Origin of the sequence: Embleya scabrispora (assembly GCF_002024165.1) — a bacterium.
Lineage (GTDB): Bacteria > Actinomycetota > Actinomycetes > Streptomycetales > Streptomycetaceae > Embleya > Embleya scabrispora_A.
In genome coordinates this window covers 6,182,115-6,207,028 of record NZ_MWQN01000001.1, presented here as the reverse complement: position 1 = coordinate 6,207,028, position 24,914 = coordinate 6,182,115, and the positions used below count along the sequence as shown (strand labels likewise).

The 24,914-nt window shown below is 70.5% G+C and carries 23 protein-coding genes; 15 read left to right on the top strand and 8 right to left on the bottom strand.

All coding sequences use genetic code 11. From position 1 onward, the window contains the following. Positions 1–204 precede the first annotated feature (204 nt). Together B4N89_RS52700 and B4N89_RS27065 are read right to left on the bottom strand one after the other, a co-directional pair. Positions 205–333, bottom strand: a complete 129-nt coding sequence (locus tag B4N89_RS52700) for a hypothetical protein (RefSeq protein WP_268812527.1) — start codon at positions 331–333, stop codon at positions 205–207. A 19-nt stretch (positions 334–352) separates the two neighbouring features. After that, complete coding sequence (locus tag B4N89_RS27065) at positions 353–628, bottom strand: hypothetical protein (RefSeq protein ID WP_078978394.1); 276 nt, start codon at positions 626–628, stop codon at positions 353–355. Positions 629–1,358: 730 nt separating this feature from the next. On the opposite strand from B4N89_RS27065, the gene B4N89_RS27060 reads away from it, so the two are divergent. Both B4N89_RS27060 and B4N89_RS27055 read left to right on the top strand, forming a co-directional pair. Beyond that, positions 1,359–1,568 (top strand): cold-shock protein, encoded by a 210-nt coding sequence (locus tag B4N89_RS27060; protein ID WP_078978393.1) that lies wholly within the window; start codon positions 1,359–1,361, stop codon positions 1,566–1,568. 375 nt (positions 1,569–1,943) lie between these two features. Beyond that, positions 1,944–3,494: a DEAD/DEAH box helicase gene (locus B4N89_RS27055; protein WP_078978392.1), complete on the top strand. Its 1,551-nt coding sequence runs from the start codon at positions 1,944–1,946 to the stop codon at positions 3,492–3,494. Between the two features lie 343 nt (positions 3,495–3,837). On the opposite strand, the gene B4N89_RS27050 is transcribed toward B4N89_RS27055, so the two are convergent. Then, entirely contained in the window at positions 3,838–4,176 is a 339-nt protein-coding gene (locus tag B4N89_RS27050; RefSeq protein WP_078978391.1) for a helix-turn-helix domain-containing protein, read from the bottom strand. Positions 4,177–5,262: 1,086 nt separating this feature from the next. Here B4N89_RS27050 and B4N89_RS27045 point away from each other — a divergent pair. Together B4N89_RS27045 and B4N89_RS52695 are read left to right on the top strand one after the other, a co-directional pair. Beyond that, positions 5,263–5,604, top strand: coding sequence for a hypothetical protein (locus B4N89_RS27045; RefSeq protein WP_143658099.1), 342 nt, complete (start codon positions 5,263–5,265; stop codon positions 5,602–5,604). Positions 5,605–5,866: 262 nt separating this feature from the next. After that, entirely contained in the window at positions 5,867–6,001 is a 135-nt protein-coding gene (locus B4N89_RS52695; protein ID WP_268812526.1) for a hypothetical protein, read from the top strand. 115 nt (positions 6,002–6,116) lie between these two features. Here B4N89_RS52695 and B4N89_RS27040 read toward each other — a convergent pair whose 3' ends face one another. After that, the gene (locus tag B4N89_RS27040) at positions 6,117–7,079 is read right to left on the bottom strand and encodes an aldo/keto reductase (RefSeq protein ID WP_078978389.1); all 963 of its coding nucleotides are present in this window, start codon (positions 7,077–7,079) and stop codon (positions 6,117–6,119) included. A gap of 461 nt (positions 7,080–7,540) precedes the next feature. On the opposite strand from B4N89_RS27040, the gene B4N89_RS27035 reads away from it, so the two are divergent. The 4 genes from B4N89_RS27035 to gntD are packed head-to-tail and all read left to right on the top strand — an operon-like array spanning position 7,541 to position 10,594. Continuing rightward, entirely contained in the window at positions 7,541–8,368 is an 828-nt protein-coding gene (locus tag B4N89_RS27035) for a hypothetical protein (protein WP_161500820.1), read from the top strand. After that, a complete protein-coding gene (locus tag B4N89_RS52690) occupies positions 8,365–8,493 on the top strand; it encodes a hypothetical protein (protein ID WP_268812525.1) in 129 nt (42 codons plus the stop codon). Before B4N89_RS27035 ends, B4N89_RS52690 begins: the two co-directional genes overlap by 4 nt. A 5-nt stretch (positions 8,494–8,498) precedes the next feature. Then, complete coding sequence (locus tag B4N89_RS27030) at positions 8,499–9,521, top strand: SDR family oxidoreductase (protein WP_201260915.1); 1,023 nt, start codon at positions 8,499–8,501, stop codon at positions 9,519–9,521. After that, positions 9,518–10,594 carry a guanitoxin biosynthesis L-enduracididine beta-hydroxylase GntD gene (gene gntD / locus B4N89_RS27025; RefSeq protein ID WP_078978386.1) on the top strand — a complete coding sequence of 359 codons (1,077 nt, stop codon included), beginning with the start codon at positions 9,518–9,520 and terminating at the stop codon, positions 10,592–10,594. The genes B4N89_RS27030 and gntD overlap by 4 nt, the downstream gene beginning before the upstream one ends. 180 nt (positions 10,595–10,774) lie before the next feature. Here gntD and B4N89_RS27020 read toward each other — a convergent pair whose 3' ends face one another. Then, positions 10,775–11,371, bottom strand: coding sequence for a cadmium resistance transporter (locus B4N89_RS27020; RefSeq protein WP_078978385.1), 597 nt, complete (start codon positions 11,369–11,371; stop codon positions 10,775–10,777). 148 nt (positions 11,372–11,519) lie between these two features. Beyond that, positions 11,520–12,404, bottom strand: coding sequence for a helix-turn-helix domain-containing protein (locus tag B4N89_RS27015; protein WP_078978384.1), 885 nt, complete (start codon positions 12,402–12,404; stop codon positions 11,520–11,522). Between the two features lie 209 nt (positions 12,405–12,613). Between B4N89_RS27015 and B4N89_RS27010 the strand changes: the two genes are divergently transcribed. Further along, a complete protein-coding gene (locus B4N89_RS27010; protein ID WP_078978383.1) occupies positions 12,614–13,594 on the top strand; it encodes an aldo/keto reductase in 981 nt (326 codons plus the stop codon). Positions 13,595–13,685: 91 nt separating this feature from the next. Beyond that, complete coding sequence (locus B4N89_RS27005; RefSeq protein WP_078978382.1) at positions 13,686–14,129, top strand: nuclear transport factor 2 family protein; 444 nt, start codon at positions 13,686–13,688, stop codon at positions 14,127–14,129. 53 nt (positions 14,130–14,182) lie between these two features. Here B4N89_RS27005 and B4N89_RS27000 read toward each other — a convergent pair whose 3' ends face one another. Then, on the bottom strand, positions 14,183–15,049 hold the full coding sequence (locus tag B4N89_RS27000) for a hypothetical protein (protein ID WP_321170716.1): 867 nt from the start codon (positions 15,047–15,049) through the stop codon (positions 14,183–14,185). After that, positions 15,046–15,795, bottom strand: a complete 750-nt coding sequence (locus B4N89_RS26995) for a MerR family transcriptional regulator (RefSeq protein ID WP_078978381.1) — start codon at positions 15,793–15,795, stop codon at positions 15,046–15,048. Before B4N89_RS26995 ends, B4N89_RS27000 begins: the two co-directional genes overlap by 4 nt. A gap of 534 nt (positions 15,796–16,329) precedes the next feature. On the opposite strand from B4N89_RS26995, the gene B4N89_RS26990 reads away from it, so the two are divergent. From B4N89_RS26990 to B4N89_RS26970, 5 genes are all read left to right on the top strand, one after another. Then, entirely contained in the window at positions 16,330–19,146 is a 2,817-nt protein-coding gene (locus B4N89_RS26990) for a helix-turn-helix transcriptional regulator (protein WP_161500819.1), read from the top strand. Between the two features lie 124 nt (positions 19,147–19,270). Further along, a complete protein-coding gene (locus B4N89_RS26985; protein ID WP_078978379.1) occupies positions 19,271–19,963 on the top strand; it encodes an alpha/beta fold hydrolase in 693 nt (230 codons plus the stop codon). A 197-nt stretch (positions 19,964–20,160) separates the two neighbouring features. Continuing rightward, complete coding sequence (locus B4N89_RS26980) at positions 20,161–21,489, top strand: flavin-dependent oxidoreductase (RefSeq protein WP_201260914.1); 1,329 nt, start codon at positions 20,161–20,163, stop codon at positions 21,487–21,489. 415 nt (positions 21,490–21,904) lie between these two features. Continuing rightward, positions 21,905–22,141, top strand: coding sequence for a DUF5988 family protein (locus B4N89_RS49105; protein WP_143658098.1), 237 nt, complete (start codon positions 21,905–21,907; stop codon positions 22,139–22,141). A gap of 348 nt (positions 22,142–22,489) precedes the next feature. Next, a complete protein-coding gene (locus B4N89_RS26970; RefSeq protein ID WP_107504175.1) occupies positions 22,490–24,688 on the top strand; it encodes an AAA family ATPase in 2,199 nt (732 codons plus the stop codon). Positions 24,689–24,914: the final 226 nt, after the last annotated feature.

The following is a 24,914-nucleotide window of genomic DNA, read 5'->3' as shown; positions in this document are numbered from 1 at the left end:
GCCCTCGGGGAAACCCAGCGTCACACCGAGACCGACCGTCCCTCGCACGGCAACCGCAGGCGTAGCCCACGAACTCCGGGAGTCCGGTCCTCTTCGGAACACCCCCCGCAACGGCGTCGGCACGCCAGGCCTTTCAGGCGTTGGACACCTCCGTCGCGGTGCCATCGTCAACATGAGCGAGCCGAGCGGGAAGAATGGGCGGCTTCAGCCCCCGAGCGCGCATCCGCATCCGCATCCGCAGATCACGCAGCCCAGGATGTCCTCGAACGTCAACCGCTCGTACTGCGCCGCGATTTGCCCCACCCGCTCGTGCTCGGCCGGATCGAGGTTCACGGTCGCAAGCCGACGCCGATCATGCGCCGGCCGCCTCGACGGCAACCGCATGATGGCGAGACGCCTCGAGCCGCGTACGCGGCGAATCCGACGGCGGCAACTCGGACGCCGCCCTCTCCCCCGCGAAGGCCGCAAGCGCATCCCACGTAACGACGACGGCGCCAGGAGTCGGCGAAACGGTGGCGACCTCGCCCACGGGGAACAGGAGGCTGATCGCCGGCACCCCCAACGCCTGGGCCAAGGCGACCAGTTCGGTTACAACCAGGGACTCGCGCCGCCCGACCTCCAGATCCATGATCCTGCTCGATGATCGGACGAATCAAGCCCGCAGGGCGTCATAGATGGACAAGACGCGACGGTTGCTTTTTCGTGACGCAGAAGATGACCGCCAACAATCCCACGCGAGAGGACACCTCGTTGGCCTGTCATCGCTTCCAGGCTCCACCACTCCGGCCTCGAGCATCGGCGGGTCAGCGGCACGCACACACTCGCGATCGACAAGCACGCCCACCGCAAGCGCCGGCACGCCTAGCGCACGGCCGCGAGTGCCGCCTGGGTCGTCTCCGGGCCGTTGTTCACCCGCGAGGACGGCTCCCGGCTCCAGTCGAGCACGGTCACCAAGGAACTCAAGCGCCTGATCGCCCCCCACGCGCGCGCCGGTGGCGCACGACGGTGGGCGGGCATCGGGAGTACGTCGTCGTTCGCACGGCTGCAACCGGGGCCGGGGCCTGCGGCGGGTTTTCTTGCGGGAGACAGCAACGAGTCGGGAGGTGGGCCGCGTTGCCGGCCCCCGCACTACCCGGCATCGGGGGCTGTTGATCGTCAAAGTCCGCGATGCCGTCGCTATCCGTGCTACGTTGGTATCAGTTGCAGTTGTGGTACCCATGAACTTTGTGTGCACCTGACGGGCGTGATCCGTGGGTGCATTTTTTGTTTGGCCGGTCATCTCCGGGATGGGCTCCTTGCGGCGACGCGGAATCGCACAACGTGGATTCCGGTACTGCCCCCAATCGAAGGAGAACGACATGGCATCGACCACTGGCACCGTGAAGTGGTTCAACGCGGAAAAGGGCTTCGGCTTCATCGAGCAGGACGGCGGCGGCCCCGACGTCTTCGCCCACTACTCGAACATCGCCGCCCAGGGCTTCCGTGAGCTCCAGGAAGGCCAGAAGGTCTCCTTCGACGTCACCCAGGGCCAGAAGGGCCCGCAGGCCGAGAACATCGTTCCCGCCTGACGCCCTTCCGGCGCCCTCGTACCAGGGCTCGCCCCACCGTGAGGTCGCGGGCCCTGGTGCGAAGTTCGTATTTTCACCGCAGGCCGCTCGCCCCTCTTTTCCCGAGGTCGTGACGACGGCACGCGACGCAGTATCCCCGCCCGGTAGGCGGCAGCCGACGGCTTGAGACCGCGCACCGCCCACCGCCCCCGGACTTCGCAGTCCATTCGAGCCGGCCGCCGTTTTCGCGGCGCCGCGCCTCTTCGAAGTGTGCTCGCGCGAATTCGTTCGCCCCACTTCGTTTCTGTTTTTCATTTCGGCTCGTTCTCGTGATGCCTTGCGCGGCTTTCGGCTGCCGGGTCTCCGCGGTACGTCCCGTGTCGAGGAAGGTTCCCCGTGAACCCGAACGCCCGCTCCACCAGTTCTTCGTACAGTTCCTCTTCCCGCGGCCGGAGCGGCGGCACCGGCGGCTACACCCGCTCGGCCGCCGGCGGCAGTGGCTACGGCCGTTCCGGCTCCTCGGGCCGCTCCGGCGGCTACGGCCGCGCGGGCGGTTCCGGCAGCTACGGCCGCCGCTCCTCCGGTGTGCAGAGGGAGTTCGCGCTTCCCGAGACCATCACCCCTGCGCTGCTCGCGGTGACCTCGTTCGCCGAGTTGGACATGCCGGCCGAGTTGCTCGCGACGCTGACCGGTCTGGGTATGACCGAGCCGTTCCCGATCCAGGCGGCGACGCTGCCGAACTCGCTGGTCGGCCGCAATGTGCTGGGCCGTGGCCGGACCGGATCGGGCAAGACGTTGGCCTTCGGCCTGGCGCTGCTCGCCCGTACCGCCGGCCGGCGCGCCGAGCCCGGGCACCCGCTCGCGCTGGTGCTGGTGCCCACCCGTGAGCTGGCCCAGCAGGTCACCGAAGCGCTGACCCCGTACGCCCGTTCGCTGCGGATGCGGATGGCCACGGTGACCGGGGGCATGCCGATCGGCCGCCAGATCAGCGCGCTGCGCGCCGGCGCCGAGGTGGTCGTGGCCACGCCCGGCCGGCTCAAGGACCTGCTCGACCGCGGCGCCTGCGTACTGACCGATGTCGGCGTCACGGTCCTGGACGAGGCCGACCAGATGGCGGACATGGGCTTCATGCCCCAGGTCACCGAACTCCTGGACCGGGTACGCCCCGACGGGCAGCGAATGCTGTTCTCGGCCACCCTGGACCGCAACGTGGACCTGCTGGTGCGCAAGTACCTGCACGATCCGGTCGTGCACTCGGTCGACCCCTCCGCCGGCGCGGTCACCACAATGGAACACCACGTGCTGCACGTCCAGGGCTCGGACAAGAACGCCGCCACCACGCACATCGCCGCCCGCGACGGCCGGGTGATCATGTTCCTCGACACCAAGCACGCGGTCGACCGGCTCACCGCGCACCTGCTCAACAGCGGTGTCCGCGCCGCGGCGCTGCACGGCGGCAAGTCGCAGCCCGAACGCACCCGTACGCTCACGCAGTTCAAGTCGGGCCACGTCACCGTCCTGGTCGCCACGAACGTCGCCGCGCGCGGCATCCACGTGGACAACCTCGACCTGGTCGTCAACGTCGACCCGCCCAGCGACCACAAGGATTACCTGCACCGCGGTGGCCGTACCGCCCGCGCCGGCGAGTCCGGCAGCGTGGTCACCCTGGTCCTGCCCGGCGAGCGCCGCCAGATGATCCGCCTGATGTCCGACGCCGGTATCACACCGCAAACCACCCAGGTCCGCTCCGGCGAGGCCGAACTGACCCGGATCACCGGCGCCCAGGTACCTTCCGGCATCCCGGTCGTCATCACCGCACCGGTGGTCGACCGCCCCCGCCGCACCGGTAGCGGTTCCTCCTCGCGCGGACGCCGCAGCGGCTCCGCCCAGGCCCGCCGCTCCGGCCCCACCACCCGCCCCGCACCTCGCGCCGTCACCGCAGCCTGACCCGCACCCGCGACACCCCGGCCTCGAAGGACCGGCCACGCGCTCGCCGTCGGGCGAGCGTGCGGCCGGTTCTCCGGGGCCGTTCGCCGTCCCGGACACCTCGCCGGCGCAAGCCGGACGCACGCGCGCTTCGGCGGATTCCGGCAACGGCATATGTCCGGAGCATCTGCTCGCAAGCAACCTCATGGGCCACGAACGACAGCGCGCTACCGGTCTCCGGGCGGCCATGCGCACCCTGTCATGGGGTCGATCAGGAGACGTGCCCGGTCGAATGCTGTGCCTCGCGGCCGGCGTGTGTGGGCGGTGGCCGAGAGGTTCTCGGGGATTGCGGATCTCGGTCGTCTCAGGCCACGGCGGTGGGGCTCACCGATACCGCGGATCGGCGGCCTTCGGCGTTGCCGCGCCGGGCGTCCTCCAGCCGATTCTCGAGGACGACGATGCGGCAGGCGGCCTCGATGGAGGTCCCGCGGTCGACGAGTTCCCGAGCACGGGCCGCGATACGAAGCTGTCGACGGGAGTAGCGGCGATGGCCGCCTTCGGAGCGCAGCGGGGTGATCAGGCGGGCTCCCTCGACGGCGCGGAGGAAGCCCTGGGTGGTGCCGAGGATCTCGGCGGCCCGGCCCGTGGTGTAGGCGGGGTAGTCGTCGTCGTCGAGACGGCCGTACGAGTTGTCTGCTGTCATCGCGCCTCTCTGTGGAACGTGGAGGGGCCCTGGTGCCGTTCGGCATCCAGGGCCCCGAAGGAACTGCTACACCACCTGCCGGCCCTGACGTTGCGCCGGCCTATTGATTCCGCGGACCCGACCGGATTGGCATCGGGGGCGTGGGGATCGCGGTTGCTTGACCGGAGACCACCTCACTGACGATGTCCTGCGGTACCCGGGCTCGAGACTTCCGCCCGGGCGATCCCGATGGCGCTTCCACTCCTTCGTTGTTTCCTCGGTTGCGTAATGCCGGTGTTGCTCTATCGGTTCCGCATACTGCCGGTGACACGTACTGCTCGGTGGCCTGTGACTGCGCCACTCCTTCGACGGCCGGCCCCGATCGCCCGTTCTTCGCTTGCTCTGGCTTGGAACCCCACCGCCGAACCTCCCGGTGCGCGCGTCCGCAGTCGACGCCTTCACCGAGGTGCTGCTCACTTACTTCTACTGCGGGTACTGCGCACTGCACTTGCGACATCGCTCACCCGATGCGGCCGTCAGTCCCGTCGCCGTCCTGCGACAACCCTGGCTTCGGGGCTCCACCAGCGCACCGTCCTGCAAACTTCGACTACGTGTACTGCGACCGGCAGTTCGTCTCTGCCAGGCCCTTCCGTCTCTCTGGGCTACGAGAGAAACCATAACCACACCAGCACCCAATGTCTACTCCAGCCACCACAGATTTTTGGAAGCTCCGGGTACACAAAATCTGCTCCGGGGCGATCACCGACCGCGCCTGATCCGGGCCAGACCGCCGCCGGCGGGGCGGGGGGCCTCCACCGGTAGCACGAAGCGGACTGCCGTCCCGGCCTGCGCCGCATGGGCGCCGCGTTGCGCGCATCGGCCTTCCCGTCATCGGGCCGGACCGTTGGGCACTTCGCTGCATTTCTCCGGCAGCCTCGGCCCGGACTTGGTACTCGCTCGGTCACCTGATGTGGTGAATCCGCCTCGGTGGAGTACTGCTCGGCGGGCGTCGTGGGAAGGCGTGGGTGGGCTGCACACAACACCTGTGTGGCGAATGCGCTGAGCCGTCGGCTGTGAGCGCGGGTTGCATCCGAGCAGGAGGCACGAATGAAACGTGGTTTTCTCTCCATCGCCCTCTCATCGGCATTTCTTTTGGCCGCCGCTGCACCGTCCGTGGCCGGGACGGTGGAGGATGAGGCCGACTCCACCTGGCAGTACGTGTGTCAGTTCCCCAGCAAGGACATCGATGGGGATGTAGGTGACGACATGCGTCGTTGCGAGGCCAAAAATGGTGCCCAGACGGGATGGGGTTTCATCTGGCAGCCGTTCGAGATCGTAGGAATCTACAAGAAGGGCACGTGGGTCTGCGACCAGAAGAAGGCAAACGGCGCCTACGGGGTAATCGAACAGGGCTACCTGTCCGGCTACAAATGTCGCAAAGTCGCCTGACAAACCGGTGACGGCATGTCGGCTGTAAAGAGCATCGAATGTCGGCATGGGTGGGACGGGACGAGCGGCATGGGTCCGCCGGGCGGGTGTCAGCGGCGTGGGGACCACTGTGCCCCGAGCCCGACTCGCGCCGAGGCAGCCCGACCCGCTCCTGCGGTGACTCCGTCTCGCCTGTCAGGGCCGGGGACGACACCTGGCCGGACCTTCGGAGCCTGTTCGCGGTGCGGGACGGTTCGGCCGCATCGTGATGGGCGGTCGGGGCATGACGGACAACCTTCACGTGTGCCATGAGCGCGTCCCCGGTCACAGCGACTGGATCGTGAAGCTGAATCACGCCACGCACGTCGCCTCCGATGTCGGCGCGGTCATCGACGGCACGGCAGCCAAGGCGGCGTGAGCGCGGCCCTCGACCGCGACAACCGCATCCACGTCGCCGTGTTCGGCAGGGCACTGACAACGCCGTCCACCTCGGCGTCCACAGCAGCGGCCCGCCACCGACGGCTGTGTCGGCCTCACGCGTCGTCGTGCGGGGAGTCGGTGGCCTCGGAGGCCGCGGACAGGAGTTGCACCTCCGCCTCTTCGAGGGCGATGTCGAGAAAGGCGAGTTGGTCGGCCAACTGCGCCGTGTCGCGGGCGCTTGCGATGGGCACGGTCACGGTCGGTTGTGCCGCGAGCCAGGCGAGCGCCACCGCGGTCACACTCGCGCCGTGGGCCCTGGCCACGGTGTCCAGAGCCGCCAGCACCCGTCCACCGCGGCTCGAGTTCAGATACGCGACGGCGGACGCCGATCGTGGACTGTCCACCGTCGTTCCCGGCCGGTACTTGCCGGTGAGGAATCCCCCGGCCAGGGCGTAGTACGGCGCGGTCGCCAGTCCGTGCGCGGCGACCACGTTTCGCAACCCGCCTTCGTAGCGGTCGCGTTCCATGAGGTTGTAGTGATGCTGCAGAACGACATAACTCGCCGATCCGTCGCGCTCGGAGGCGGCCAAGGCAGCGGTGAGGCGTTCGGCGGAGATGTTCGATGCGCCGATGTGGCGCACTTTTCCCTGCGCCACGAGGCGGTCCAGGGCTCCGAGGAAGTCCTCCACGGGTACCCCGGGATCATCGTTGTGCGTGTAGTAGAGATCGATGTAGTCGGTTTGCAGGCGCCGGAGGGATTGCTCGACGGCACCCGCGACGACCCGGGGTGCGATGCCGGTAAATTCGGGGTGCGCTCCGACTTTGGTGGCGATGACCATATCGGCCCGGTTTCCCCGGGCCTTCATCCATTTCCCGATGATCTCTTCGGACTCTCCGCCGGAATTTCCCGGTGCCCATTTGGAGTAGGAGTCCGCCGTGTCGATGAAATTTCCGCCGGCTTCCGCGTAGGCGTCCATGACGGCGAAGGATTCGTCCTGATCGGCTGTCCAGCCGAAGACGTTGCCGCCCAGAGCCATGGGGAAGAGGGTCAGGTCGGCGATGGCGGGACGTGTCATGGTGTTTCCATCCGGGTCGGTGATCGCGGTGAGTACCGTCGCCCTGTGCCTGGCCGGTGCAGGACGACGGCGAGTGGTTTGGGCGTTCGAGAGCCTCGTCGGTTCCTATACTGCGCCCGCCTGTCACGGTCCGCGATCGGCGAGGATTCAGCCGATCGGCCGCGATCGGCTGCTGCCGCCGTGTGAAACGAACGGGGCGTCACCCGATGGGCGGTTGACAGAAAAGACCCCCGAATACAGGGTGCCTGAATATGGAGAAGACATTCGAAAGCGACAGCGCATCGTTCGGCACGCTTACTCTCCCTTTTCCTCACTTTCTACCGACCGGACGGGCGGAGCTGCGGTCGGCCGTCCCCATCCTCGATAATTTCTCCCTGTCACCGCCCCGACTGTTCACGGATACTCGCGGCTTTGCGATCGCAGCGCGCGATTGTCTCTCGGAGCATTGCCCCGGGGCGATGATGTCGACTCGGACGGACCCGGACCGGGGCGCCATCGAGGACTTCGCCGAACACGACGGCTTCTTCCGGATCACGCGGGTCTGCGACAACGCCGGCGTCGCGTTTCTCGCCGGTACGGCGCTGAGCCATGCCCGGGTCCTGATGGATCTGCGGACCATGGGGACGACCATGCGGCCCGAGGAGGTCGCTCGTCTGCTCGACGGCTATGCCCCGTGGTACGGGTACGCGTCCTCGGCGACCGACGAGGACCCCGCCGCGCCCCCGACCCGAACCCCACCGCTCGCGCACGGCCACGCCTACCGCCCCTCGGGCCGCTGGCACCTCGGACACCAGCACTTCTTTGCCCAGATCCAGGCACTCGTCGTCGCGCTGAACCTGCTGCGCACCGCCGTCGACCGCGGCGACGATCCCGGCGTACGCACGCACCTGCTGCTCGCCTCCCGACTGGCGCTCGCCGCGGGGGCCGGCCTGCGCTACGCCGGGGACTTCCGACCGCAGGACTACGGGTCGGTGCGCGACACGATGACGCCCCCTCGCCTGAACGCCGGTTTCAGCGGCATGCAGACCCGGGACCACCACGCACTGGTACAGGCCTTCCGCGATCTCCCCCTGAACGCCCTCCGCGCCCGATCCGAGGAGTACGAGACGTTCCTGACCGCGGTCCGGGCGATGTACGTCGCCCACGTCCACGTGTGCGACCACTTCGGCGGCCGGGCCGGACCGAGTCTGCGCATGGAGGCGCGCTCGCACGAGCACTCCCACGGTGAGGCGTCCATCGTGGTCGAGGCACTCGCACACAGCCGACTGCACCTCCTCGAACGTCCATGACCACCCGAAACCGCACGGCCGCGCGCGCCGCCGAGGGCATCACCATCGGCCACATCACCCGCGGCACCCCGTCCGGTTCGCGCGTACCTTCGCCGCATCCGGCGCGCGGCTTCCGGGAGGAATGAACACCATGAAGGTCTGGCTCGTCACCGGTGCCGGACGGGGCCTGGGCACCCACATCGTCCGGGCGGCGCTGGACGCCGGCCACCGCGTGGTGGCGACCGGTCGCCGCCCCGCACGCATCGAGCAGGTGTTCGGCGAACATGACGACCTGCTGGTGGCCCGGTTGGACATCACCCGACCCGCCGAAGCCGAGACCGCAGTCGCGGCGGCGGTGGAGCGGTTCGGACGCGTCGACGTACTGGTCAACAACGCCGCCGACTCCTACCCAGGCTACTTCGAGGAGATCCCACCCGAACGGATGCGGGCCCAGATCGAGTCCACCTTGATGGGGCCGATGAACGTCACCCGCGCCGTCCTGCCGTACATGCGACGCGAGCGCGGTGGTCACATCATCACGATCTCCTCGATCGACGGCTTGGCCGGCCTGGAGTTCTGCGCCGCCTACGCCACCGCCAAGTTCGGTGTCGAAGGATGGATGGAATCGTTGCGCTTCGACATCGAACCGTTCGGCATCCGCACCACCATCGTCAACCCGGGCCTGTTCCGTACCGAACTGCTGAGCGAACCCTCCACCACCTGGCCCGAGTCGTCGATCGAGGACTACGCCGGGCGCACCGCCACCATGCTGCCCGCATGGCGACTCAAGAACGGCAGGCAAGCAGGCGACCCGGCCAAACTCGCGGCGTCGCTGATCCGGATCGCCGAGGCCGCGGAGCCGCCGCTGCGCTGGATCGTCGGTGACGACGCACTGGCCACCGCCGAGGCGAAGGCCAGGCAACTCCTCGCCCAGGTGGAGGCGTCCCGCGCATCCGGCAGCGGCCTGAACCACGCACCGCCCTCGGACGAGTCACGAGTGCGGCCGTCGACCCCGACCGGCCCCGGCGCCGGCTCCCGTCACGACGAACCGACCGCCACGGGCATCGGCGCGACGGCGACCGCAGACCCGTCGCCATACCCGCCGACCGGTCATCCGCCGCCCCAGCCGAGCGACCCGGGCGTGAAGCCACCAGAACAAGGGATTCAGCAATGACGCACACCGCATCGACGCCACCGGATCTCGACGGCGACGGCACCATCCCACGTCTGGATCTGACCGCACAGGAAAGCGCGGTGCTCCGCGACGTGGCCGAACGACTGGTGGACGCCGATCCCGCCCGCCCCCTCGACCGGCAACTGGACACCATCGCGGTTCGCGCGCAGGAACTGCCCGTCCGCGTCCGCACCGTCCTGACCCGCTTCCGGCTGACCGGTCAGCCCTACGGCGGACTCCTCCTGTCGGGACTCACCCTCGACCCGACCCTGATCGGCCCCACCCCCACCGACCAGAGCAACCCGCCACGCTCCCGCGAACTGGACTGCGCCACCGCGCTGCTGCTGTTGATCGGCTCGCTGCTGGGCAGCCCCTTCTCCTCCCTCACCCAGCAATCGGGCAGGCTGACGGGGGACATGTTCCCCGTGCCCGAACACGAGCACGAAAAGCTGGGCTCGAGCTCGACGACGATGCTGCACTGGCACATCGAAGACGCCTTCCATCCCCACCGCGCCGACTGGCTCGTCCTGCTCGGCCTGCGCAATCACGACGACATCGCCACGACCTTCGTCCCCGTCACGGACCTGGACCTCGACCCCGACATCAAACGCGTCCTGTTCGAGGAACGATTCGTCATCCTCCCCGACAAATCCCACTCCACGACTCTCCGGACCCCCATGACCGGAAACAGCGACCACCACCCCAGCGCCGAGACCTTCGAACGCATCATCGCGGCGACGCACCGGCCACGCGAACTCGCCGTCCTCACCGGCGACCCCGACGCGCCCTTCCTCTGCATCGACCCGCCCTACATGCGGCGCCGCCTCCGGGATCCCGAAGCCGAACGCGCCCTCGACACATTGATCGACACGATCGACCGATCCCTGCGCGATGTGGTCGTCGCACCCGGGCAGGCACTGATCGTCGACAACAAACGGGCCGTCCACGGCCGCCGCCCGTTCCGGGCCCGCTACGACGGCACCGACCGCTGGCTGAGGCGCGTCAAGGTGACCGCCGACCTGCGCCCCACCGAGGGACGCCGGTTCGGCCCCCACGGCCGTGCGCTGGTGTAGGGAGCCGGCCGCGAAGACGTGGAAGACCGGGTGCACCGATCGATCCACGACCCCACGCCCGAACACCTCCACGCGGCACGGCAAACACGGATCATCGCTCCCGCCTCCGGGAACGACACCGTGGCTCCGCACCCGGCCGGCCACCACGTGACGGATCGTCGATACGGCGCGGTCGGCCGGCTACAGCCCGAACGCGCCGCCTTCGACGAGGATGAGCAGGCCGATGGCGATCAGCACCACCGGGAGCAGGATGTGGCCCCAGCGGCTCAGCGCCTTGGCGACGACGGGGCGGGTGGCGAAGCAGCGGCCGGCGAGGCACCACACCGCGACCAGCGCCAGGAACACGACCGCGTACACGGCCATCCCGCCGACTCCGGCGGTGGTGAGCACCGGGACGTAGACGCCGATGTTGTCGCCACCGTTGGCGAAGGTGACGGCGGCGATTTCCAGGGCCTTCGGGCCACCGCTCGCCCCGTCCCGCTCCCCGTCGGCCTCGCCGCGGTGTTCCCATGCCTGCCAGGCCGCCTTGACGCCGAGCGCGACGGGAAGCAGGCCCAGGTACGGGATGGCCGACCCGGGCAGGAACGTGGCGCCGAACGCGGCGGCTCCGGCGACGGCGAGGATCCCGGCGAAGCCGAGGTACTGGCCGAGCACGATCCGCCGAGCCGCGCCGCGGTGCCCCGCTCCCCGGGCGAAGAACAGCGCCAGGATCACGATGTCGTCGACGTTCGTCACGGCGAACAGGCCCACGGCCTGCCCCACGATGCCCGACTCCACGGACTCGGTGCTCCTTCGTTCGATCGCCCCGCGACCCTACTGGGCCGGCGGAATCCCGCGGTGCCTCGTCTGGCGGTCCGCAAAAGCCCCTGGTCCGGAGGCACCAAGCGACGCGGCTGCGGTCATCCTCCTCAAGCGCGGCACATGGTCATGCTGTCGGGTTGATGTTCCGTTGGTTGTCGGCGTTCCAACTGGCCAGGAGGCGGATCGCGTCGGCTTCGAGGGTGCCCGGTTGGGGTGTGTGGACGATGAGGATCCGGCTGGAGGCGGCGTCGATGTGCAGGGTCTCGTAGGGCAGTGTGATCTCGCCGATGAGCGGGTGTCGGAAGGTCTTGGTGCCGGCGCGGTGGACGCGGACGTCGTTGCTTGCCCAGCGTGTCCGGAAGTGCGGGCTGCGGGTGGCGAGTTGACCGATCAGAGCGGTCAGGTCGGGGTCGTCGGGATGGCGGCCGGCCTCGATGCGCAGCATCGCCACCGTGTCGGCCGTGATCCGGTCCCACTCGGGGAACAGGTCCCGGGCCCTGGGCTCTTCGAGGAACAGGAAGCGGGCGCAGTTCGGCTGTTCGTGCAGGTCGTACATCGGTGCCAGGAGTGCGCGCCCCAGTGTGTTGGCCGCGAGGATGTCGAACCGGCCGTTGAAGACCATCGCGGGTAGGTGGTCCATCGAGTCGAGCAGCAACCGGATTCCCGGGCTGACCGGGTCCTTCCCCACCCGGCGTCGCCGCTTGCGGGCCGCGGGGGTCAGGGCCGCGAGCAGCCGGTCGAGGTGGGCGCGTTCGTCCTCGTCCAGGCGCAGGACCCCGGCGACGGCGTCGACGACGCCGGCGGAGGGCCCGGTCGCCTGGCCGCGTTCGAGCCGCACGTAGTACTCCGGGCTGACCCCGGCGAGCAGCGCGACCTCCTCCCTGCGCAGGCCCTTCACCCGACGGCGGGCGCCCTGCGGAGGAAGGCCGGCGTCGGCGGGGGTGACCCGGGCACGGCGGGTGGTCAGGAACTCGCGGACCGCGGAGCGGGCGGCCTCCTGTTCGTCCATGGGATCGAGGGTAGGCCCGGCCCGCGCACCGGAAGGGGTCCCTGCGAGTACCCCTTTCGGCCGTGCCTGTCGGGATGTGGTCAACCGATGTTGGCTGGTCGTCGGCGGGGTCGGGATCGACGCCCGGACACCACGGATGCCCGTCCTCGCCGCTTACCCCTGACACACCCTCCCGCGCCACTCCCCCTCCACGAGAAAAGAGTCCTTCGATGCGGAACGCGATGCTCGGGAGCCTGCGGGTTTCCCGGATCGGCCTGGGCACCATGACCATGGCCGGCACCTACACCTCGGGTGGCGGCTTGGACGACGCCGAATCCGTCCGCGCCATCCATCGCGCGCTCGACCTCGGCGTCACCCACATCGACACCGCGGAAAGCTACGGCCCGTTCCACAGCGAGGAGATCGTCGGGCGGGCGCTGGAAGGCCGGCGCGACCGGGCCGTCATCGCCACGAAGTTCGGCATCCTGTCGCACGGCGGGGACGCGACCGCCATGTTCGACAGCAGCCCGGCCAACATCCGTACCGCCGTCGAGGGGTCTCTGAAGCGTCTGCGCACCGATCGGATCGATCTCTACTATCAGCACCGGGTCGACCGGAGCACCCCCATCGAGGAGACCATCGGCGCCGTGGCCGAGCTGGTCGCCGAGGGCAAGGTCCTGCACATCGGCCTGTCCGAGGCCGCTCCGGACACGATCCGCCGCGCACACGCCGTTCATCCGATTTCCGCGTTGCAGACCGAGTACTCCCTGTGGACCCGCGATGTCGAGAGCGAGTTGCTGCCTCTGCTGCGCGAGCTGGGTATCGGCCTGGTCCCCTACGCGCCGCTCGGGCACGGGTTCCTCACCGGCGGGATCCGCACGCCGGAGGAGATCCCCGAGGGGGACTGGCGCAAGACCAATCCGCGGTTCGTCGGCGAGGCCTTCCGACAGAACCTGCGGCTCGTGGAGGAGGTACGGGCCGTCGCGGGCGAGGTCGGCGCGACCCCGGCCCAGATCGCGCTGGCGTGGCTGGCGGCCCAGGGCGGGGACATCGCCCCGATCCCCGGAAGCCGGCGCGTCGCCCGCGTCGAGGAGAACACCGCCGCCGACGACGTCGTTCTGACCGCCGATCGGTTGCGGCGGCTCGACACCCTCACGCCGGCCACCGGCGCCCGGCACGACGACTTCAACGAGTCCACGATCGACCGCTGAACCCGGCACCGACGCGAACACCCGCAACCCGAAAGCGACTGTCACCGAGGTTCTCGACGCCCGAGAGCCCTCGCCCTTCAGGAGGAACGTCATGTCCGCGGCCACGTCACCGACCGAGCGCAACCGCGCGGTCGTCGAAGCCATGTTCGCCGCGGCGAACAAGGGCGACATCGAGGGAGTCCTCTCCCACCTGTCCGACGACATCGCGGTCATCGAACCGTTGTTCCTGCCCTTCGGGAAGGCGTACCACGGCAAGGACGAATTCCTCGCCCTCGCTCAAGTCCTGCCCGACTACCTCGACATCTCCTCGATCACGGTGCACTACACCATCGCCGACGGCGACCGCGTCGCGGCGTGCGTCGGCATCACCGACATCGCGACCGGAGAGCCGACCCGGTTCATCGAGCAATTCACCGTCAAGGGCGGCAAGATCGTCGAGAACCGGCTCTTCTACCACGACGCCGGCACCTTGGTCGACAAGCCCAAGGTGGTCCAGCGCACCCGGTCCTCGCCGTCGACCGCGCAGTGGTCGTGAAGCCGGCGGCACCGGGGTGCGGAGCGCCGAGCGTGCCCCGCCGGACCCGGTGCTCACCCCGACGCGGGTGCACCCCGGGCGGGTGCGGTTCGTGCTCGTGTGACGGCGTCGTACAGGGCCTTGGGGTCGTCCGCGTGCAGGCGGATCACCCGTACGAGGCGGGGGGCGCCGAAGAACCTCGGAGCGTCGACCGGTTCGGTCAGGTCGAGGGTGAGCGAGGTCTGCGCGCCGACGGTCAGGTTCAGCTCGCCGTCCTCCCGGTCATGGGTGAACCGCGTCTCACGCCGGATGGAGGCGATCCGGTCGAGCGGTACGCGAATGTCGACGTGGGCCGCCTGGCGCACGCGCAGGACACCGTCGGCGAGCACGTGCGGGCGGGTGACGGCGGCGGCGTGCAGGCCGAAGAGGAACAGGACGGTGTAGATGTCGACGACGAGGAACACGGTGTGCACGACGGGTCGGTCGGCGAGCAGGTACGACATGGCGAGGGTCTCGATCACGCAGGCGAACGCGAGGCCGAAGATCAGGGCGGCCTGGTCACGGGCATGCGGGAAGACCGCGTCGGCCCTGTCGACGCCGTGCGGACGGCGTACGGCCCACCGGAGCAGGCTCGCCATGATCCGCGCCTCGTGCGCCATGCACCGCGCCGTACGCTCGGGGACGAGTCGGGCGAATGCTTCCCGCCGGGAGAGCCCGCGTCGCCGCAGCCGCAGCCAGACCAGGGCCTCGGACCCGAGCAGCACCGGCAGGAGCAGGCCCCCGCCGAGCAGGGCGGCGCCGGGCACCGGCACGCCGCCGAGCAGGCAGGCGAGCGACCCGAGTTGGGCCGACAACACGATGGCGCGCAGTGTCCGCGGAACGCGTCCCCGCGCGGGGGCGGCGGGTTCGGGCGGGAGCGCGCGGATCTCCGAGGTCGTCACGATGGTCCCTCCCTTCGTTGCCGCACCAGTTCGATCGCGCGGCGGATCGCCGCCGATTGGGCCGGCGCCATGTCCGCGAAGACGGCTTCCGCCAGACCGCGTCCGGCGGTGTCGGGGTACCGCATGGCGACGTCGTCGGGCAGAAGGGCCGCGAGTACGGCCGCGGCGCCGGCCACGCGCGGGTCGTCCGGTTCCGCCTCGGCGAGGTCGTCCAGCAGGCCGTACACCTCGCCCGCGTGCGCCTCCATGCCGCGCAGCGACTCCATCAGCCGCACCCGGTCCTCCTCGGGGATCACGGTGTCCAGGAGGGCCAGGACCTCCCGGTCCTTCACCGCCATCGGGGAGGCCGGCACCTCGCCGAGACCCGCCAACAGCGCGGTCAGCTCCGGTGACAGCGGCCCCTCGGCGGTCAGCCGGCCGGCCCGTGCCTCCTCGAGGAGTACGGCGAGCCGCGCGCGCCGCTCCCGGACGAGCGCTTCCTGCCGGCCGAGGTCTTCGTCCAACTCCCGCAGCACCTCCACCAGTTCGCGGCCCTCGTCGTCCGCGAGGACGTCCCGCACCTCGTCGAGGCCGAGCCCGAGTTCGCTCAGCCGCCGGATCCGGGCGAGGAGCACGGCGTCCCGGATGCCGTACTCGCGGTATCCGTTGCCTCGCCGTACGGGCTCGGGCAGCAGTCCGAGATGGTGGTAGTGCCGCACGGCCCGAGGAGTGACTCCCACGAGGGCGGCGATCTCGCCGATTCGCATGCGTCCAGTAGAAACCCTGACGTTGCGACAAGGTCAAGCATCTCGGGGGCGAGCCTCCGCGACGGGCCTTCCTCGGTCCTCCGACCGAAGCGACCGGGTGCGACCGCCTCCTGCGGTGACGGCATCCCGCGACATCCGCCCCCACGCAGGAGTCGTTCCGTGACCGACGCCCCGCATCCGCTCTCTCCGGGCACGCACACCCTTGACGTCGATGGCACCGTCCATCGATACCATGTGTCCGCTACCGGCCCGGTCCGCCCGATCCACTCCCGGCCCCCTGCCTTCGCCTCCGCCGTGGCCGACCTCGTGCACGGCACCGCTGGCGACCACCGGACGTCCGATGACCGACCGCCACATGATCCACATCACTTGAACGGTGTCGAACTCGCGCCCGGAGCAGGAATCTTGTCGATGTCAGCGGTACCGCGGGCGGCACCCGCGATCCGCACCGTCCCCGGCGAACCGCCGCGGCGCGTGCGGTTCGGCTGTGCTCGTCGGCGTGGCGCCGAACGCAACGGACCAGGAGGTGTCGGCATGGACGACCGCACCGGCGCGGAGACCGGAACCGGGATCCACGACCTCTTCGGCGCCTCGGGCGGCGGCCACGCGCCCACCATCGACGACGGGATACTGGTCGGCCGCGCGGCGGACCTGGCGCGGCTCGGCGCGTTCGTCGTCGAAGTCGGCGACCGTGGCGGGTCGTTGGTACTGCTCGGGGATCCGGGGGTCGGAAAGACGGCGCTGCTGGGCGTGTTCGCCCGGGAGGCCGAGGCCGCCGGGATTCGGGTGCTGCACACCGTGGGTGTGCAGTACCGGGCCCAGACCGGATATGGGGCGCTGCGGCAACTGCTGACCTCCGTTGCGGACGTGCGGTCCCGGGCCGGCGCCATGCCCGTCCTGGCCGCGGTGGCGGATCTGGGACACGCGGCCGTGTCCGGGCGGCAGGAGGCGGTCGCGGCGGCCGTGGTGTCGCTGTTCACGGATCTGTCCCGTGAGCGGCCCACCGTGCTCGTGCTGGACGACGCGCAGTGGCTGGACCCGGCAAGTGCCGTGGTGTTCGCCCATGTGGCGGGTGCGTTGGCGGGGGTGGCCCGGGCCGGCATGGTGTGCGCGGTCCGGGTCGGTGACGAGAGCTTCTTCGCCCACGGCGGCCTCCCGTCGTACGAGCTGGGCCCGCTCTCCGAGGCCGCGTCGGAGGAACTCCTCGTCCGCCGCTTTCCCTCGCTCGCCGCGAGAGTGCGCCGGCGGCTGATGGCGGACGCCGAGGGCAACCCGCTCGCGCTGCTCGAACTGCCGGCCGCGCTCACCGACTCCCAGCGCAGCGCCGGCCGGGCTCTGCCGCGACGCATCCCGCTCAGCCGGCGGCTTCAGGCGGCCTTCGCCTCCCGGATCACGGTGTTGCCGGCGGCCACCCGGCATCTGCTGCTCGTCGCGGCCCTGGAGGGCAGCGGCAACCTGCTGGTGGTGCGCCGGGCCGTGGCCGGGCGGTGCGATCTCAAACACCTCGCCCCCGCCGAGCGGGTCGACCTCGTCCGCGTCGACGACACGACGGGCCGGCTCGGGTTCCGGCACTCCCTCATTCGCTCGGCGGTGGTGGACCTGTCCACCAGTGACCAGCGGCGCGGTGTGCACCGTGCGCTCGCCGAGGCGTGGGCGGGGGTACCCGAGCAGCGGGTGTGGCACCTGGCGCAGGCGGCGGAGGAGCCCGACGAGCGGATCGCCGCGCTGCTGGAGGAGACCGCGGAGACCGGCGCCCGTCGCGGTGACGGGCCGAGCGCGGTGGCGGCGCTGGTGCGCGCCGCCGACCTGAGTCCGGCGGCGGCCGAGCAGGCCCGACTGCTCGCCAAGGCCGCGTACGTCGGAGCGAACATCACCGGCGATCTGCGCGAGGTGCCTCGCCTGCTGGAGCACGCCCGCCGGATCCACCCCGACTCCGACTCGCCGGCCGCCACGGTGGCCGCCACGATGTACCTCCTCAACAGCCACGGCGACGTCGACACCGCGCACCGCCTGCTGTCCGGCGCCATCGCACTCCAACCCGAGCCCTACGACCTGAGCGACCCCACCCTGCTCGAAGCCCTGTCCACGCTGCTCATCGTGTGCGTCTACGGCGCCAGGGCGGGCCTGTGGGCGGGCTACGACGCGGCGCTGGCCAAGTGCATCTCGGTCCCGGACACCCTGCGTCTGCTGCGGGCCACGTTCGCCGACCCGGCCCACGCCCGCCCGTCCGACTGGGACCGGCTCGACGCCGCCGTCGCGGCCGTGGCCGACACCTCCGACCCGGTCCGCATCGTACGCATCGGCACCGCGGGCGCGTACGTCGACCGCCTCGGCGCCATGGACGAACCGCTGTTGCGCACGGCGCGGGGCGGAAGCGGCGGCGAGAACCATTTCCCGGCCATCCAGGCGTCGTTCCTGTGGGGCAGCCATGCCTGGTTCACCGGCCGGTGGGTCGAGCTGCGCGACGTGGTCGGCAACGGGCTGGCGCTGTGCGAGGAGTTCCACTACCCGCTGCGGTCCTGGACCGGGAAGTTCGTCCTCGCGTGTGTGTCCGCGGCCTGCGGCGACTTCGCGACCGCCCGCTCGCTCGCCGAGGGGATGGACCAGTGGGGCGCCTCCCGCAGAGCACGCGCCGTCACCTGCTACGCCGCGCACGTGAAGACGCTACTCGCGCTGTCCCAGGGCGACTTCGAGTCGGCCTACCACCACGCGTGCCGGATCTCGCCCGCCGGGACACTCGCCCCGTTCGTCGGACACGCGCTGTGGGCGATCCTGGACACGGTCGAGGCGGCGGCGCGAACCGGCAGGCACGACAAGGCGCGCGACCACGTCGCGGCGGCTCGCGAGGCGGGGCTCGACACGGTCTCGCCGCGCCTGCGCATCGTCCTGGGCGCGTGCGCCGCCATGGCGTCGCGCAACGACGCCGAGGCCCTGCGCCACTTCGGCGAGGCCCTGGCCGACGAGGACGCCGAACGGTGGCCGTTCGACCACGCCCGCATCCGGCTGTACTGCGGCGAACGGCTGCGGGCCGGCGGGGCGCCCATCCCGGCCCGCCCGCAACTGGCCGCGGCCGTCGAGGGCTTCGAACGGCTCGGCGCGGCGCCCTGGGCACAGCGCGCCCGCGAGGAGCTGCGCGCCTGCGTCGACGACGTCCCGCGGATCGGCGCGCTCACCCCGCAGGAGCACCGGATCGCGAGCCTGGCGGCGACCGGCCTGAGCAACAAGCAGATCGGCGAGCGCCTGTTCCTGTCCCCGCGAACGGTCTCCTCCCACCTGTACCGGGTGTTCCCCAAGCTGGGCATCACCTCCCGGGCCGGCCTGCGCGACGCCCTCGGCGGCACCCGGCGGTGACGAGACGCGGCCGCGAATTGCGTCAAATGACGCAAGAGGCGGGGCGGTTCGCGTTCCTAGTGTCGGCGTTGCGGGCCGGGGCAGCGGCGTCATCGGCTCCGCGGGACTCGGGAGGAACGAAACGATGAGCGACAACGCATCGCGCGGCAACGTCGTCCTCGTCCACGGCGGCTTCGTGGACGGCGCCGGCTGGCAGGGGGTGTACGAGGCCCTGGTCGACGACGGCTACACCGTGGCCGTCGTGCAAAACCCCACGCTGTCCCTGGACGACGACGTGCTCGTCACCCGGCGGGTGATCGACGCGCAGCCGGGACCGGTCACCCTGGTCGGCCACTCGTACGGCGGCGCGGTGATCACCGAGGCCGGCAACCACGACAAGGTCACGGCGCTGGTGTACGTCGCCGCCTTCGCGCCGGACAAGAGCGAGTCGGTGAACACGCTGATCGCCGACCCGCCGCCCGGCGCGCCGGTGCCGCCGATCCTGCCGCCGGTGGACGGCTTCCTGCTCCTGGACCGGGAGAAGTTCCCCGAGTCCTTCGCCGGCGACCTGCCGCTCGCCCAGGCCCGGTTCCTGGCCGACTCACAGGTGCCGTGGGGCGTCGAGGCCCTGGCGGGCGCGGTGGCCACGCCGGCCTGGCGCACGAAGCCGTCGTGGTACCTGGTCGCCTCCGAGGACCGGATGATCCCGCCGCCGGCGCAGCAGGCCATGGCCGAGCGCATCGGGGCGACGACGGTCGAGGTGGCGGGCAGCCACGCGATCTACGTGTCGCAGCCGGCCGCCGTCGCCGATCTGATCAAGCGGGCCGCCGGCGCCTGAGCCGACGCACGCGCACTCCCGGTGCCCGCCGTACCCGTCCGTGCCCGCCGTACCCGTCCGTGACGGCCGGTCCGGCGGGCACCGACACGTCTCACGCTCGTGGGCAGGCCCCGACACCCCGGATCGATGTCGGTGTTTCGCCCGGATTCGGGCGGACGAACTTCCACGACAACGTCGGCGAAAGGCGGAACGGGCGGATGAGGGTCGCGATCGTGGGCGGCGGAATCGCCGGGTTGACCTGTGCCCTGAGCCTGCATGCCGCCGGGTTCCGGCCGCGGGTGAGCGAGGCGGCGCGGACGATCGAGGCGGTGGGGGTCGGGATCAACCTGCTGCCGCACGCCGTCCGGGAGTTGGCCGAGCTGGGTCTGGCCGACGAGTTGGCCGCCATCGCGCTGCCCCCGTCCCGCTTGGGCTACCACGATCGGGCGGGCGGGCCGATCTGGGCGGAGCCGCTGGGCCTGGCGGCCGGCTACCGGTGGCCGCAATTTTCGGTGCATCGCGGCCGGCTGCACATGATGTTGTTGGCGGCGGTACGCGAACGCCTGGGGCCGGACGCCGTCCGCACCGGCCTGATGTTCCGAGGCTTCGAGCGGACATCGGGTGGGATTCGGGCCCATTTCCGGGACCGCGCGAGCGGCGCGCCTGCCGTGGAGGACGCCGACGTGCTGGTCGGCTCCGACGGCATCGACTCGGTGGTCCGCGCCCGGCTCCACCCCGACGAGGGCGCCGCGCGGTGGAACGGCGTGCACATGTGGCGCGGGGTCGCCCGTCATCCGCACATCCTCGACGGCCGTTCGATCGTGGTGGCCGGCGGCACCCCCGGGGCGAAGTTCGTCGCGTATCCGATCGAGGACCCGGCGACCCCGGGCGGCGAGGCGCTGCTGAACTGGGTGCTGGAGGTACGACACGGGCCGTCCGTCGAACCGCCGAATCCCTCGCACCGTCGCGTCCCGGCGGCGGAGGCCCGCGCCGGCCTGGCCGAGTGGGACCTGCCGTGGCTCGACCCGATGTCGCTGGTCGAGCGCTCCTCGACGATCCTCGAGTATCCGATGCTCGACCGCGACCCGCTGCCCCGATGGAGTTTCGGCCGCGTCACGCTGCTGGGCGACGCCGCCCACCCGATGTTCCCGATGGGCATGAACGGCGGTTCGCAGTCCATCGTCGACGCCCGCGTACTCGCCTGGTGCCTGGCCCGGGAGCCCGACCCCGTGGCCGCGCTGGACCGCTACGACGCCCTGCGCCGAGGGACGGTCAACGCGATCGTCCTGGCCAATCGCAACTTGGGCCCGGAAGAGATCATCGCGCGTGCCGCCGAGCACGCAGGCCCCCTGTCCGCCGACCGGGCCGAGGAGATCGCGACCCGATACAAGCGGCTGGCGCAGGCCACGGTGGCGCAGGTCAACACTCACGCGTCGTGGACGGTCCCGCACCCCGCCCCCGATCCGCGCCGCCGAGAAGCACCCGGCCCCGCCCCCACGAGCACCGGCGGCGAACTCACCACCCCACCGTCCGGAACGACGGCGTAGCAAACGTGCCGAGCCATGTCACCGGGAGCCGCGCCGTCGTCGTCCGAGACGAGCCACAGGAGCCGACCCTCGTCCTCACCGGTGTCGTCCACGACGCGCACGAAGACGCTTCCCCGTGTGGCGGTGCTGCCGCCGGTGGCGCATGTCACGCGGTACGCCGGGGCGCACGACGCGCACGCCGGCGTTTTGGTCACCAAGAGCGCGTGGAGGAAGTAGTCGACGGTCGTCGCACTCCTCTGTGGCCGTGTATGCGCCCGCCGTGCGTTCGTGCGCCCTGTGCTTGACGCCTTGGGTGTTGATTTCCTTGCAGGACGATCGGCTTCCGGTCGTCGGTCCCGTTGTGCAGCTGTGCACCCCAGGAGTGGCCGCGACCGAACAGGCCCCTTGCGCGGTGACGCGTGATGCGAGGTGGACCATGAACACTGGCGCCGTTCCGGCGCATCCGGACAACGAGCTACGGGTGGCTCTGACGGGCGGGTTTCCCGAGATGCCGTCGATGCTCGTGGTGGCGGGACCCGATATACCGGACAAGGTATCCATAGAATTCCGAAACGGTCGTGAACACTACGAGTACACCGGCGGCGTGTTGGACCTGGATGGCGCGAGTCTGCCGCTCTTCCGGTGGAGCTACTCCACGAGGATCGCCGAATAACGGTCGGGCGATCGGCTGTTCGCCGCACCGTCGGAGCGCCGGTTCACGATGGTCCACACCGAACGCGTGAGCCGGTGCATCGGCGCGAGCCGGCCGGCCGGTGCCCCGACTCCGCCTCCTTGGTGACGTACGCACACGAGGTGCCGGGAGTTGCCCGGTGTCCCGCCCCGCTCCCGCTGCGGCGGCCGCGCTCCCACGATCAAGTCGCCTCCCGCATCGATCGGTTCGGGCGACGCGAGCCGCACGTGCGAGCCCGGCGTGCGCGCCGGGGTGCGATCGTGAGCCGGTGACCGTCTGCGAGAGCAGAGGTACTGTGAGTTGTGAGGGGAATCGTCGGGCCCGCCTGTGATGCGGGCTACTCGTCGGCGCCGGCCGGCCACGTCCGCCCTTCCGGTCACGAACATCCAGAGCATCCCGGGCCGGCGGTGCGTCTTGCCGCGTCGCGGCGGATCCGACCTGCGCGATGCCCCTCATCCACGGGAGTCCCCATTGCCATGCACGCCATCCATCGACGGACACCCGTTCCCCAGTCTCGCCCAACATCTCGAGGCCGCCCGCAACCGCGCCTTCGTCGGGAGGGCGAGGGAGTTGGCGTTGTTTCGACGCGCGCTCGCAGGTGAGGCGGGCTCGTTGTCCGTCCTGTTGCTCCATGGGCTCGCGGGTGTCGGCAAGTCGTCCCTGTTAAGGCAGTTCGCCGTCGACGCACGCTCGGCCGGACGGACCGTGGTCGAGATCAGCGGGCGCGTCGGCTCGTCGCCCGCGGCGTTCGAACTCGCCGCCGCGGAGATGTTCACGCGCGACAACGCGGTGCTGCTGGTCGACGACTTCGAGCGCTGTCAGGTCCTGGAGGGCTGGCTGCGGGACCACTTCCTGCCCCGGTTGCCGGTCGGGGCGCTGACCGTCTTCGCCGGGCGCCGGGCCCCCGCGCCGGTCTGGGAGACCGACCCGGGCTGGGCCGAAGTGGTGCGTGTGGTGCGGCTCGAGGACCTGTCGCGTGAGGATGCCGTAGCGCTGTTGGGGTCGCGTGGCGTGCCGTATGAGCCGTTGCTCGCGTTCGCCGGCGGGCATCCGCTGGCACTCGCCCTCGTCGCCGAGGTCGCCCTCCAGTCCGCGCCGTCCGCAGGCGAACTCCCGGCGCAGGAGGTGTACTCCAAGCTGGTGGAGCACCTGGTCGGCGATCTGCCGTCCGCGGCTCATCGGCATGCCCTGGAAGTCTGCTGCCACGCTCGGGCCACGACGGAGGAACTGCTCAGGGCCGCGGTGCCGGGCGAGGACGCGGCGACTCTCTTCGCCTGGCTTCGTCGGCTGCCTTCCGTGGAGGCGGGGCCGGAGGGCGTGGCCCCGCACGATGTCGTGCGGGGCGCCGTGGACGCGGATCTGCGCTGGCGTGATCCACAGCGCTACGCCGCCATGCACGGCCGGATCCGCGATCACCTGCTGAAGCGTGCCGTCGAGGCACGCGGCGCGGATCGGATCGGCGCCGTCGCGCCGATCATGTATCTGTACCGGAGCGGCGGCTTCCTGGGCGACCTCGTCACGTGGGGGAACCGAAGTGAGGTCCACGAAGAGGAACTGCGATCAAAGGACCACACAGCGGTCGCGCGGATGGCGGAGCGGGCGGAAGGGGCCCGTTCCGCCGCGATCGTACGGCTCTGGCTGGCCCGGCAACCGGCGGCGTTTCGCCTGTACCGGCGCCCCGGCACGGGGGAAATGGTCGGATTCTCGACCTGGTTGACGCTCCGTGACCCCGACGAGAAGGAGTTGCGCGCGGATCCGGTCTTGGCGGCGGTGTGGGGCCACATCCACGCGGTGGGCGCGCTACGTCCGGGGGAGCACGTGGGGATCGCACGATTCATGGTCTCGTCGGAGCCTCACCCTCGGCCTTCACCCGTCATGGACTCGATGGTGCTGCGGATCGCGGAGGAAGTGCTGCTCGTCAGGGGAGCGGTCTGGTCGTTCATCACCTCGGCCGACCCCGACCTTGCGAGATCGACCACGGCTCACGGCCCCTTTCGCCCGACGGGAACCGACGTGGTCGTCGGCCGCCACACGCACCGGATCTTCGGGCACGACTGGCGGGCCGAGCCGCTGGAGTACGCCCTCGACCACACCGGGCCTTCCCGGAACCTGCGCCCGATGGCGCAGTCGTCCGCCTGCGCGCACAAAACGACCATCATGGCGCGGCCGGAGTTCGACGAGGCCGTTCGCGAGGCGCTGCGGTGCTGGCATCGACCCGATGCCCTGGCCCGCAATCCTCTGTCGCGCAGCGGGTTGCTCGCCGACGCGGGCAGCTCCCTCCGGGACGCACTCGAGCGGGCGATCGACACCCTCGGCGGCGACCCCAGAAGTGTGAAGGCGCACCGAGCCCTGACCGTGACGTTCGTGGACGGCGCACCCACACAGGAAGCCGCCGCGAGGCGGGTGGAGTTGCCGTTCAGCACCTACCGCAGACACCTCACCCTCGGCATCCGGCACGTCAGCGAACTCCTCTGGCACCAGGTGATGCGGAGCGTTTCCCCCGCCGCGTCGGTCGTCGCCCGGTCCTGACCTCATTGCGGACGCGGCTCGCGGATGCCGTGACATCGCCGTCTCGGGCGGTGGCACGGTCTCCTCGGCCGGGTCCATCCGCCCGTCCCGCCGCCGTGGCGGTCGAGTCGTGCGAGCCCGCGGTGAGCAGAACCGAGCAGTGGATGAGCAGAGAATGGTCTGGCCACCTTCCCACATTGGATCCGAGACTGATTTTCGGCGTGGGCATGGCAACCCATTCCTGGTG

Bases quoted from the DNA above. Each gene is read 5' to 3' on its own strand.
- B4N89_RS27065 (WP_078978394.1), bottom strand. From the start codon at position 628: ATGGATCTGGAGGTCGGGCGGCGCGAGTCCCTGGTTGTAACCGAACTG.
- B4N89_RS27060 (WP_078978393.1), top strand. From the start codon at position 1,359: ATGGCATCGACCACTGGCACCGTGAAGTGGTTCAACGCGGAAAAGGGC.
- B4N89_RS27050 (WP_078978391.1), bottom strand. From the start codon at position 4,176: ATGACAGCAGACAACTCGTACGGCCGTCTCGACGACGACGACTACCCC.
- B4N89_RS27045 (WP_143658099.1), top strand. From the start codon at position 5,263: ATGAAACGTGGTTTTCTCTCCATCGCCCTCTCATCGGCATTTCTTTTG.
- B4N89_RS52695 (WP_268812526.1), top strand. From the start codon at position 5,867: ATGACGGACAACCTTCACGTGTGCCATGAGCGCGTCCCCGGTCACAGC.
- B4N89_RS27040 (WP_078978389.1), bottom strand. From the start codon at position 7,079: ATGACACGTCCCGCCATCGCCGACCTGACCCTCTTCCCCATGGCTCTG.
- B4N89_RS27035 (WP_161500820.1), top strand. From the start codon at position 7,541: ATGTCGACTCGGACGGACCCGGACCGGGGCGCCATCGAGGACTTCGCC.
- B4N89_RS52690 (WP_268812525.1), top strand. From the start codon at position 8,365: ATGACCACCCGAAACCGCACGGCCGCGCGCGCCGCCGAGGGCATCACC.
- B4N89_RS27030 (WP_201260915.1), top strand. From the start codon at position 8,499: ATGAAGGTCTGGCTCGTCACCGGTGCCGGACGGGGCCTGGGCACCCAC.
- gntD (WP_078978386.1), top strand. From the start codon at position 9,518: ATGACGCACACCGCATCGACGCCACCGGATCTCGACGGCGACGGCACC.
- B4N89_RS27015 (WP_078978384.1), bottom strand. From the start codon at position 12,404: ATGGACGAACAGGAGGCCGCCCGCTCCGCGGTCCGCGAGTTCCTGACC.
- B4N89_RS27010 (WP_078978383.1), top strand. From the start codon at position 12,614: ATGCGGAACGCGATGCTCGGGAGCCTGCGGGTTTCCCGGATCGGCCTG.
- B4N89_RS27005 (WP_078978382.1), top strand. From the start codon at position 13,686: ATGTCCGCGGCCACGTCACCGACCGAGCGCAACCGCGCGGTCGTCGAA.
- B4N89_RS26995 (WP_078978381.1), bottom strand. From the start codon at position 15,795: ATGCGAATCGGCGAGATCGCCGCCCTCGTGGGAGTCACTCCTCGGGCC.
- B4N89_RS26990 (WP_161500819.1), top strand. From the start codon at position 16,330: ATGGACGACCGCACCGGCGCGGAGACCGGAACCGGGATCCACGACCTC.
- B4N89_RS26985 (WP_078978379.1), top strand. From the start codon at position 19,271: ATGAGCGACAACGCATCGCGCGGCAACGTCGTCCTCGTCCACGGCGGC.
- B4N89_RS26980 (WP_201260914.1), top strand. From the start codon at position 20,161: ATGAGGGTCGCGATCGTGGGCGGCGGAATCGCCGGGTTGACCTGTGCC.
- B4N89_RS49105 (WP_143658098.1), top strand. From the start codon at position 21,905: ATGAACACTGGCGCCGTTCCGGCGCATCCGGACAACGAGCTACGGGTG.
- B4N89_RS26970 (WP_107504175.1), top strand. From the start codon at position 22,490: ATGCGGGCTACTCGTCGGCGCCGGCCGGCCACGTCCGCCCTTCCGGTC.